9 protein-coding genes are annotated in these 11,183 nt (G+C 59.6%); 2 read left to right on the forward strand and 7 right to left on the reverse strand.

The genetic code is table 11. The features are described from left to right. Position 1: 1 nt before the first annotated feature. The 7 genes from Q0677_RS00675 to Q0677_RS00705 all read right to left on the reverse strand — a co-directional run bounded on the left by Q0677_RS00675 (position 2) and on the right by Q0677_RS00705 (position 7,800). Positions 2-1,147 carry an iron-containing alcohol dehydrogenase gene (locus Q0677_RS00675; RefSeq protein WP_298904902.1) on the reverse strand — a complete coding sequence of 382 codons (1,146 nt, stop codon included), beginning with the start codon at positions 1,145-1,147 and terminating at the stop codon, positions 2-4. Next, a complete protein-coding gene (locus tag Q0677_RS00680; RefSeq protein ID WP_298904905.1) occupies positions 1,144-2,526 on the reverse strand; it encodes an aldehyde dehydrogenase family protein in 1,383 nt (460 codons plus the stop codon). The genes Q0677_RS00675 and Q0677_RS00680 overlap by 4 nt, the downstream gene beginning before the upstream one ends. A 127-nt stretch (positions 2,527-2,653) precedes the next feature. After that, a complete protein-coding gene (locus tag Q0677_RS00685; RefSeq protein ID WP_298904908.1) occupies positions 2,654-4,003 on the reverse strand; it encodes a glutamine synthetase family protein in 1,350 nt (449 codons plus the stop codon). 55 nt (positions 4,004-4,058) lie between these two features. Beyond that, the gene (locus Q0677_RS00690) at positions 4,059-5,093 is read right to left on the reverse strand and encodes a TRAP transporter substrate-binding protein (protein ID WP_282182240.1); all 1,035 of its coding nucleotides are present in this window, start codon (positions 5,091-5,093) and stop codon (positions 4,059-4,061) included. A 33-nt stretch (positions 5,094-5,126) separates the two neighbouring features. Further along, complete coding sequence (locus Q0677_RS00695) at positions 5,127-6,446, reverse strand: TRAP transporter large permease subunit (RefSeq protein ID WP_298904913.1); 1,320 nt, start codon at positions 6,444-6,446, stop codon at positions 5,127-5,129. Beyond that, positions 6,443-7,015 carry a TRAP transporter small permease subunit gene (locus Q0677_RS00700; RefSeq protein WP_298905760.1) on the reverse strand — a complete coding sequence of 191 codons (573 nt, stop codon included), beginning with the start codon at positions 7,013-7,015 and terminating at the stop codon, positions 6,443-6,445. The genes Q0677_RS00695 and Q0677_RS00700 overlap by 4 nt, the downstream gene beginning before the upstream one ends. An 8-nt stretch (positions 7,016-7,023) precedes the next feature. Continuing rightward, positions 7,024-7,800, reverse strand: coding sequence for an N-formylglutamate amidohydrolase (locus tag Q0677_RS00705; RefSeq protein WP_298904916.1), 777 nt, complete (start codon positions 7,798-7,800; stop codon positions 7,024-7,026). Between the two features lie 124 nt (positions 7,801-7,924). Here Q0677_RS00705 and Q0677_RS00710 point away from each other — a divergent pair, with 124 nt between their 5' ends. After that, positions 7,925-8,797, forward strand: coding sequence for a MurR/RpiR family transcriptional regulator (locus Q0677_RS00710; RefSeq protein ID WP_298904921.1), 873 nt, complete (start codon positions 7,925-7,927; stop codon positions 8,795-8,797). Between the two features lie 182 nt (positions 8,798-8,979). After that, a complete protein-coding gene (locus Q0677_RS00715) occupies positions 8,980-11,169 on the forward strand; it encodes a C1 family peptidase (protein WP_298904924.1) in 2,190 nt (729 codons plus the stop codon). The last annotated feature ends 14 nt before the right edge of the window (positions 11,170-11,183 follow it).

Consider the following 11,183-nt stretch of genomic DNA (forward strand, 5'->3'; position numbering starts at 1 on the left):
GTCAGATCACATCTTCAAAGAGTTGCCGCAGGTTTTCACGCGTCAGTTCGACCGGGTTGCCGCCGCAGCTGGGATCCTTGATGGCCCCTTCCACCAGAGCATCCATCTGATCCGCGCTCACGCCCATCTCGGACAGTTTGCGCGGGATTTCGAAGCTGTCATTGAAGTCTTGCACGAAGCTTTGGAAGCCTTTGAAGCCGCCCTTGATGCCCAGATAACCCGCCGCACGATCGAACCGATCTGCGATCTCAGCGGCATTGAACTCCAACACCGCTGGCATGCAGACTGCATTCGTCGTGCCGTGGTGCGTGTTGAAGATCGCGCCCACCGGGTGTGACAACGCATGGATTGCGCCCAAGCCCTTCTGGAAAGCCGTCGCGCCCATTGCAGCTGCGGACATCATGTTTGCCCGTGCCTCAAGGTCGGTGCCATCCGCATAGGCGCGCGGCAAATAGTCGATGACCAAACGCATGCCTTCCAGCGCAATGCCTTGGCTCATCGGGTGATAATGCGGGCTGCTGAATGCCTCGACGCAATGCGCAAACGCATCCAGACCGGTGCCTGCGGTGATGAACTTGGGCATGCCCATGGTCAGCTCGGGGTCGGCAATCACGACGGTCGGCAGAACCTTCGGGTGGAAGATGATCTTCTTCTCATGCGTGACCGAGTTGGTGATGATCGAGGCGCGCCCGACCTCGGATCCCGTCCCCGCCGTGGTCGGCACCGCGATGATCGGCGCAATCGCGTCGGCATCCGCGCGGGTCCACCAATCGCCAATATCTTCGAAATCCCAGATCGTGCGGGTTTGGCCTGCGTAGAACGCCACCATCTTGCCCAGATCAAGACCCGAGCCACCACCGAACGCAATCACACCATCATGCCCGCCTGCCTTATAGGCCTCGACACCGGCGTGCAGGTTAATCTCGGACGGGTTCGGGTCCACGTCGCTAAACATGCCGCGGCCCAGACCGGCGGCCGCCATGATGTCCAGCGTGGCTTGCGTGATCGGCAGATCGGCCAGACCTTTGTCCGTCACCAGAAGCGGCCGCTTCATGCCCGCCTGCGCACAGGCCTCGGGCAGTTCCTTGATGCGGCCTGCGCCGAATTTCATCGCGGTCGGATAGGACCAGTTTCCAACAAGGCTCATGATGTCACCTTCTTCAGATGGTAGGATTTCGGGCGTGTCAGGTTGTGGAAGCCGATCACGGACAAACCACCCCCACGCCCCGTGTTTTTGCACCCGGTCCAGCACAGGCCGGGATCAAGATAGTCGGCCCGGTTCATGAAAACTGTCCCCGTTTCGACCAGATCGCCCACACGCGCGGCACGATCCACATCGCTTGTCCACAGGCTCGCCGTCAGACCGAACTCGCTGTCATTCATCAGCGCGATGGCTTCTTCGTCTGACGAGACCTTCATGATCCCCACAACCGGACCAAAGCTTTCATCCCGCATCACCCGCATGTCGTGGTTCACATTTGTCAGGATCTGAGGCGTCAGATAGGCACCACCATCATCCTCGGCAAACGTCTCGATATGCGCGACGGCCCCATCGGCCAGCGCTTCCGAGATCTGCGCGCGGACCTCGTCGGCAAAACGCACATTCGCCATCGGGCCAAGCGTGGTTTCCGGGTCCAGCGGATTGCCCAGCTTATAGCCCTTCACGATCTCGACCGCTTTGTCGACAAAGTCGTCATACAGGCTCTCATGTACGTAAATCCGTTCGATCCCGCAGCAGCACTGCCCCGCGTTGAACATGGCACCATCGATCAGCGTATCGACCGCTGCATCCAGATCGGCGTCCTCCATGACATAGCCGGGGTCTTTGCCGCCCAGTTCGGTCCCCACGCCGGTAAACGTACCCGCCGCCGCGCGCTCCATCGCCTGACCGCCACCGACTGAGCCGGTGAAGTTCACGAAATCAAACGCATTGCCCGCGATCAGATCATTGGTCACGTCATGCGACAGGAAGACATTCTGGAACACATCGGCTGGCACCCCGGCCGTGGCAAACGCCGCCGCCATCCGCTCGCCCACCAACAGGGTCTGCGTGGCGTGTTTCAGCACCACCGTGTTTCCCGCGATCAGCGCAGGCGCGACCGTATTGATCGCCGTCATGTAAGGATAGTTCCACGGGGCCACGACAAAGACCACGCCATGCGGCACGCGCTTGATATAGCGCTTGAACGTCTCATCCTCGCCCACCTCGATATCTGCCAAACTGTCCGCCGCGATCGAGGCCATGTGGCTGGCGCGTTCGTTGAACCCGCCGAACTCTCCGCCGTAGCGCACCGGGCGACCCATCATCTGGGCCAGCTCCGGTACGATCTCGTCATTCATCGCGCCAACGGCGGCAACACCGGCCATCACCAGCTCCACCCGCTCAGCCAACGGACGCGCAGCCCAATCTGCCTGAGCAGCCCGCGCACGTGCTACGACCGCCTCAGCGGCCTCCAGCGACAACACCTCGCGCTCGGCAAAGACCGATCCATCAATCGGCGAGATACATTTCAACATTTGGCCCATGCCAAACCTCCACGATACAGGGCAATCCAGCCCTCTTCCTCTTGCTTCAAATACCTCGGGGAGCGCGAGGGGCGTCGCCATTGTTGCTCGAACCAATGGCGCATCAACGGCGACCCTCGCCTAACACCTACGCCCGCTCGAACCCGCGCGCGACTTCCCAATCGGTCACGACGCGCTCGAATTCCTCGATCTCGACCTCGGCGGCGCGGGTATAGTGGTCGACCACATCATCCCCCATCGCAGCCCGCAACATCGCAGATCCGTGCAGTGCATCGCGTGCGGCGGACAAATTGCCCGGGATCATTCCAGTTTCCCCCTGATAGACATCGCCCGTGGTCGGCGCCTGAAGCTCCAACCCTTCTTCAATGCCAGCAATACCTGCGGCCAGCATTCCGGCTATGGCCAGATAGGGGTTCATGTCCGATCCAGGGATGCGGCACTCGACACGCACCGCCTTGGTACCTTCCCCGCACAGACGGAAACCCGCCGTGCGGTTGTCCACCGACCAGATGATCCGCGTCGGCGCAAAGGTGCCCTTCATAAAGCGCTTATACGAGTTGATATAGGGCGCCATGAAATAGGTGTAGTCCGGCGCGTATTTCAACAGACCCGCCATGTAGGACTTCATCAGATCCGACATGCCCAGCGCATCTTCGGGATCATAAAACGCGTTTGCCCCATCCTTCCACAGCGACTGGTGCACGTGGGACGACGAGCCCACCTTGTCGTGATGCCATTTCGGCAGGAAGGTCACGGCATGGCCTTGCTGCCACGCGATTTCCTTCACCGCATGTTTGGCAATCGTATGATACTCGGCATTGTCCATCGCGGGGGCGTATTTGATGTTCAACTCTTCCTGACCGGTCTCGGCCTCGCCCTTCGAGTTCTCGATCGGCAGACCCGCGCTCCACAGGTGATTGCGGATCGGCCGCATCACGTGTTCTTCCTTGGTGGTCTGCAGAATGTGGTAATCTTCGTTATAGCCACTGATCGGAGCCAGATCGCGGAAGCCCTCTTTGCGGATCTCGTCAAAGCTTTTCTCGAACAGGAAGAATTCCAGTTCGGTCGCGGTCATGGCGTCAAAGCCCAGCTCGGCCAGACGCGCCACCTGACGTTTCAGGATCGCGCGCGGGGAATGCGGCACATCCGCATGCGTATGGTGATCCAGCACATCGCACAGCACCATCACCGTGCCCTCAAGCCACGGCACCGGGCGCAGGGTCGACAGGTCGGGCTTCATGACATAGTCGCCATATCCCCCTTCCCACGAGGTCGAGGCATAGCCGTCCGGCGTCCCCATCTCTAGATCCGTTGCAAGTAGATAGTTGCAGCAATGGGTTTCTTCGTACGCCCCATTCAAAAAATGGCCCGCGTGGAACCGCTTGCCCATCAGGCGCCCCTGCATGTCGACCAGACATACCAGAACCGTGTCGATGCTGCCTTCGGCAAATTGGGCTTTCAGATCGTCGAGTGTCATAACTGCCTCTTTCAAGAAAAGCGGGGGCGGCAGGTGGCCGCCCCACGCGGTATCATTAACCGTAGCGATAAGGCCGTCCAGCCTTCTGCATGTCGGCGTTATACTTGCGGAAGATCTCGACCACTTTGGCCTTGGTCGGACTTTCTGCGGCGATCTCGTCCCAGAAGGCGACGGCGGCGTTCTCGACCTGTGCCCATTCCTCGTCCGGGATGGTGGTCAGGCTCATCTTGTCGCCGTTGACGCGCAGGTTGGCTTCGCCGCCCCAATACCACCACTGGCGATAATAATGCGACTGGTCACAGCAGACGCGGAACAGCGTTTGCAGATCTTCCGGCAGCTCGTTCCAGCGATCCATGTTCGCAAAGAACGACCCGGCCCATGCGCCCGAGATGTTGTTGGTCAGGAAGTAATTGGTCACGTCGGCCCAACCCACGGTGTAGTCTTCCGTGATGCCCGACCATGCGATCCCGTCCAGCTCGCCGGTTTGGACGGCGACCTCGATGTCTTCCCACGGCAGGGTCACGGGAACCACGCCGAACTGCGACAGGAAGCGGCCTGCAGTTGGGAAGGTAAAGACGCGCTTGCCTTTCAGGTCGGCCAGCGAGTTGATCGGATCCTTGGTGGCAAAGTGGCACGGATCCCACGAGCCAGCGCTGACGTGTTTGATGCCAACGGCCGAATATTCCTCGTCCCAAATCTCGTTCAGGCCGTACTGGTTGAACAGCACTGGCACATCCAGAGAATAGCGCGAGGCGAACGGGAAATAGCCGCCGAACACGGTGACTTCCGTGGGCGAGGCCATCGAGTCATCATCCGACTGCACTGCATCAATCGTGCCCTTCTGCATGGCGCGGAACAGCTCGCCGGTCGGGACCAACTGGTCGGCATAGAACAGCTCGATCTGCATGCGGTCGCCTGCGATCTTGTTGAACATCTCGATCGCCGGGTCGATCACGTGGGCGGCCAGTGCGGGGCCTGCATAGGTCTGCATCCGCCACTTGATCGTGCCCTGCGCAATCGCAGGCGTTGCCAAAGGTGCCGCGGCCAGTCCGGCCCCGGCGGTGGTTAAAAACTTACGTCTCGTCGTCATCTTGTCTCTCCTAGTTGGTTGTTTTTATTATTGTTATTTTCCGTACACGTAATTGGGCAGCCAAAGTGCGATTTGGGGGAAGGTCATGATGATCGCCAACGCCATCACCATGATAAGGACGAATGGCACGATAGAGCGGTAGATGTCCCCCAGCCCAATTTCTGGCGGTGCCATGGCCCTCATTAGAAACAGGTTGTAGCCAAAGGGGGGCGTCATATACGCGATCTGGGTGGTGATGGTGTAGAGCACCCCATACCAGATCAGGTCGAAGCCCAGCACTTTGACCAAGGGTACGTAAAGCGGCGCCACGATGACCAGCATCGCGGTGTCATCCAGAAACGTACCCATGATGATAAAGCTTAGCTGCATCAGGATCAAAATGACCCACGGATTCAGCCCCAGCTGTTCGGTAAACAGGTTGTCGATGGCCTTGACCGCGCCCAGCCCGTCAAAGACGGCGCCAAAGCCAAGTGCGGCCAGGATGATCCACATGAACATGCAGGAAATCAGCAGGGTCTGCTTGGTGCAGGTCTCGAAAATATGCCACGTCATGCGGCGCTTGGCGACGGACGCAAACAAAGCGGTCAGCGCGCCAATGGCCGAGCTTTCTACCAGCGAGGTCCAGCCGTTCACGAAGGGCACCATCATCGCGGCGAAGATGGCCAGCGGCAGCACGCCCGCGCCGAGCAGGCGGATCTTCTCTGCGCGCGAGACTTGGTGCGCGTCCTCCATCGCCGGGCCAAGATGCGGTTGGATTTTGCAGCGCAGCCAGATGTAGATGATAAACAGCGTGGCCATCATCAAGCCTGGGATCACCCCTGCCAGCCACAGCTGCCCCACCGGCTGGCGCGCGATCATCGCATACAGCACCAACACGACCGAAGGCGGCACAAGGATCCCCAGACTGGACCCGGCCTGAATAACCCCCGTGACCATGATTTTGTCATAGCCCCGGCGCAGCAATTCAGGCAGTGCAATAGTGGCTCCGATGGCCATGCCTGCGACGCTCAGCCCGTTCATGGCGGAGACCAGAACCATCAGGCCGATGGTGCCAATCGCTAGACCCCCATTCACCGGCCCCATCCAAACGTGGAACATGCGGTACAGGTCATCGGCTAATCGGCTTTCGCTCAGGACATAGCCCATGAAGATGAACATCGGCAGGGTCAGAAGCGGATACCATTTCATCAGCTTCATCGCGGCCGAGAACGGAATGTCCTGTCCGCCGACGCCCCACAAAAGCAAGGCCGCAATCGCGCCCACGGCTCCGATTGCGCCGAACACACGCTGGCCGGTGAACAGCATCAGCATCATCGATGCGAACATGAAAATGGCGATATATTCTTGGCTCATGTGCGTGTCACACCAATCTCGTTGCCGCGAATGCGGGCGATGTCTTTGAACAGTTCGGAAATGGCCTGAAGCAGCATCAGGAAGAAGCCGATGACCATGATGGATTTGATGGGCCAGGCATAGGGACGCCACGCGGTCGACGAGCGCTCAAGCCGCCCGACCTCCTCAGCCCCCGTGATCAGCCCCCAGAAATAGGAAAACGGCGCGTCGCCCCAATAGCCCAGCGAATAGGCGGTCGATCCGACGCCGCCCCAGACCAGCACGCCCAGATAGATCAGCAGGAAGAACACCGTGAAGGCGTCAAACCACGCTTTCTTGCGGTCGTTCCAGTTGTGGTAAAACAGGTCCATCCGCACGTTCGACCCCATCTGGAGTGAATACGGACCGCCCATGATGTAATAGGTCACCATCGCAAACTGCGCCATTTCGAGCGTCCAAAGCGATGGCAGAAAGAACGTCTTCGAGATCGAGGACCACAACAGGATCCCCATCATCACAAAGAGCCCCCACATCATCACCCGCCCGATGCGATAGTTCACGGCATCGACGACATGCACATATATCTTCATGAACGCAGTCACGCGGAGTTCCTTTCGTTCATGGCAGCCTCGGCTGTGGCGACCCACTCCGCCAGAATTTGTGCGATGCGCGCGTGCTGGGCGGCGGTCTCGATCAGGTCGTTCCGAATTTCAATCATCACGTTCGGCAGACCATACGGGACCGCATGCTTGTTCAACGTATGCGCCACGCCATCCACCGCTGCGTAGGGTTCGTTCAGTTGCACCTCCATCCCGAGACCGTCGGGAATGGTCTGCATCATGGACAGTGCCAGACGGTCGTCATCTCCATGCAGGATGCCGATCTGCACATCCCTCAATTGGCCGCGATAGACAGGCGTGAAACTATGGACCGTAACCATCATGCGAAGGTTCGGGCGATGCACGCCGATCTGCTCTGTCAGCATTCTTGAGAACGGACGATAGACCTGCGCGACACGCTCGTTGCGTGCGACATCGGAGAGACCCGAGTTTCCTGGAATATCAAAGATTTCGCTGCGCGCCGGGATCGCGTCTGGCGCTTCTGGCGGGCGATTACAGTCATAAACCAGCCGCGAAATTCCGCCATGCACCAGCACGGCGTTCATCTGCTGCGCCAGCCCCTTTGCAACGGGCAGCGCGCCGGGATCCCACGCGATGTGGCGGGTCAAGATCTCGGCATCCAGACCCAGCCCCGAAAGATGCGCAGGCACCCGGTTCGAGGCGTGTTCACACACCACGATCACCCGGGGCGCGTCCCCCATCTGGTCCACATGCACGGCCGGACCGAAAGTTGAATTCAACGACTGCGATTCCATGTGGAAAAAGTTCCACAGCTTAATTAACTGTGTCAATAATTTTCCGTAATGATTTTCCCGCCCTTGATTTTCCTGTCGATTTTTTGACAGAATGACTAAATTCACAGCGAAAGGGTGTTGCCACGTGCGCGTAACTGATCAGCTTTTACAACATCGCGAAGATATGACCCCGTCCGAGCGACAGCTTCTGAACGCAATTCTGGACGACTATCCGCTGTCTGGGCTTGGCAGCATCACTGAACTGGCCGCGAACGCGTCGGTGTCCACCACGACAGTTGCGCGGCTTTTGCAGAAAACCGGGTTCAGCGGTTACCCGCAGTTTCAGGCGGCCCTCCGACGCGAGTTGAAAGAGATGATCTCGGACCCCGTGGCCAAGCGGGACGTGTGGAAGACCGATCTGCCGGAAGAGCACATGCTGAACCGGTATTCGCGGCAGGCGCTTGAAAACCAGCGCCGCACGCTAGACGAGGTCGATCCCGAAGAATTCGACGGGCTGTGCAAACTGCTGTCTGATCCAAACCGCCGCATCTTCATCACGGGGGGGCGGATCACCGGAACGCTTGCGCAGTATTTCTATCTGCACCTTCAAATGATCCGCCCCGACGTGCGTATCCTGCCCTTCTCGGCCTCATGGACGCACGAGCTGTTGGACATTCGCAAAGGTGACGTGCTGATCGCACTGGATGTGCGCCGCTATGAAAACACCACGCTGGTAATCGGGCAGCTCTGCCATGAACGCGAGGCCGAGATCGTGCTGTTCACCGACCAATGGCGCTCGCCCATCCACCGGCTGGCCCGCCACACCTTCAGCGCACGCATCGCGGTGCCGTCCGCATGGGATTCGATGGCCGCGATTCTTGTCTTGCTGGAATGCGCCGTGGCCGAGGTGCAAGAGCGCCTTTGGGACGATGTGAAGGCCCGGACGGATGCGTTGGAAGAAGCCTTTGACCGCACCAAACTGTTTCGAAAATTCGGACAAAGCAGCAGTCAAAATTAGAACCTTACGCTTTGTAGAAACAGTATAATTTCCGTTTTCCCCTGTATTTGCTGGGCCAAACGCAACCCAGCGCCACCTGCCCCATTCCTGCCGCAATTTTGAGAAACCTCCACTTTGTGATAGAATAAGGGGGTAAGCCTTCTAAATTTAATTGCAAATTCCGATTTGGGCCGCGGGTGCGCATGTCCGAAATTGATACCAAAATTGTGCAGAAAAACGGGGTCCGGGCAGATTGGGTTGATCTGAGGGATCAGACCTATGTGCCGAACCTGGCCATCCTGAAACACGCGCTGTCGATCAATCCTCAGCTACTGACCCAAGCGGATGAGGCGGGCTTGCGGCATCCGTTGTTCACGGTGCGCCATCAGGGAACATCCGGGCGCTGCGTGGGCTTTGCCCTTGCCAACCTGATCGACATCCAGCGCCACCTGCAACGGACCGAACGCGGTGACCCACAGGGCGGCGCGGATCACACAAAAGACATCACCAGCGCAGACATGCTGTATCGCATGGCACATTTCCACGACCGCTATCCCGCGCTTGAGGCCGTGAAATCCGACGCGCATGAAGGCGTCCTGACCCTGCGCTCGGCCATCAAGGGGTTTTACCACCACGGGGCGTGCCTTGACTGGCCCTTCGACATGCCGCCGCCCGACGACACGCGGTGGCAGAGCGACTGCTATCTGGCGGGCGGACCGGATGCAGGCCGACGGTTCACCAGCGTGGCGCAGGCGCGGCATGCGCGTGATATCGGGCTGGGGGCATATTTCCGTCTGGCCTCGGTCCTGAACCATTTTCATGCAGCGCTGAACGACGCGCAGGCCGTGCTGGTCAGCGCGAATATCCATGACGGCTGGCTACAGGCCACGCCGCAAAACAGCGGCGCCATTGGCTGGCCGCCTGCGCAGGGCAAGCTGGGCACCCATGCTTTTGTGCTTACGGGATATGACGAACACGGATTTCACGTTCTGAACTCGTGGGGGCCGGACTGGGGCGGATATCTGGGACAGGCCGGGATCGGGCTGTGGAGCTATGACGACTGGGCGCGCAATGTGATCGACGGCTGGGTGCTGCGGCTGGGCGTCCCCGCCCCTGCGGCGTTTGGTGCTTCGGTCGGCGAGAAGGGCACCAAGGGTGTGATTGGCAAGATCCGGTCTGGCTCAACCCCGTGTTTTGAACTGGTCGGGCACTACATGCATCTGGATGACGGCTATCACGTCTCGACCGGCTCCTACCCTTCGTTCAAAGACGGCTGGACCCGCACACAGGCGCATCTTGCACCTAAGCTGGACCCCAAGGCCGCGCCGGATGACCCGCATAAATATCGCGGCGTGCTTCTGTGGATCCCCGGTAGTCTGGAGGGCATCAAGCCTGCCTTTTCCGCCGCCGTCGCCCGCAAAAATGCGATCAAGGCGATAGGGCTGTATCCGTACTCGATCTTCTGGTGCAACAGCTTCGTCGAGAAGTCGCTGGAGGTGCTGGCTAGTCTGTTTGACAGCTGCACCGAGCAAGCGGGCGACACTGCCGAGCATCTGGACGAGCTGATCGAAAACCGCGTGCGCGGCGTCGGGCGGGCCTTTTGGCGGGATATTGAAATGAGCGCCATGCGTGCGCTTAAAGGCACGGGCGAGCTGCCATTTGAGCAGCATCACGACCGCAGCTATTCAAAAACCGGGATCGTCGGGGATTTCCTGCACAGCCTTCTGGATCTGAAGGACCAGACTGGCTGCGAGCTGCACATCGTGGCCGAGGGCGCGGGCGTGTTGATGGTGCACGAGATGCTGTCCCTGCTGCAGCCCGACATGCCGCCGCCTTTCACGCGCCCCGGCGTGGATTTCCGCGAGACATGGTTCGACACGATGCATCTGGCGCATCCGGCCATTGGATTGCCGCGCGCGCAGAACGTCCTTCTGCCCCGGATTGCACAGATGAACGGCGTGTTGGACCCCGCGCGTCACAGCAAAAGCCGCGCCCGCGGCCCCGTGGTGCAACCGCTACTCCGCGCCGCCGACAACGTGCCCGCCCGGATCTATGTCCCGACAGAAGAGTTAGAGGATCGTGTCTGCTTTGGCGCTTACGGCAAATCGGTTTTGCATCTGGTCTCGAACGCGTTCGAAGACCGCTATCCCCTGCCGCGCGGCACCGACACGCCGGACGCCGGCGCCTATCTGAAAGCGCGCCCCTTTCTGGGCATGGCTAGCCTTGTCGACAACGACGCGGCGGTCGCCAGCGGCGCGATCTTTCGCCTGAACCGCATCCACGACCAGAAACACGATCTTGAGCGCATTCAACAGACCGACCTGAATACCGACCCGACCATCACCACCAGTATTTTCGAGTGCATCAGAGGATTTCAGAAACACGTGACCTGACAAAGGAGAAGACC

The organism is uncultured Aliiroseovarius sp. (assembly GCF_947492455.1).
Taxonomy (GTDB): domain Bacteria; phylum Pseudomonadota; class Alphaproteobacteria; order Rhodobacterales; family Rhodobacteraceae; genus Aliiroseovarius.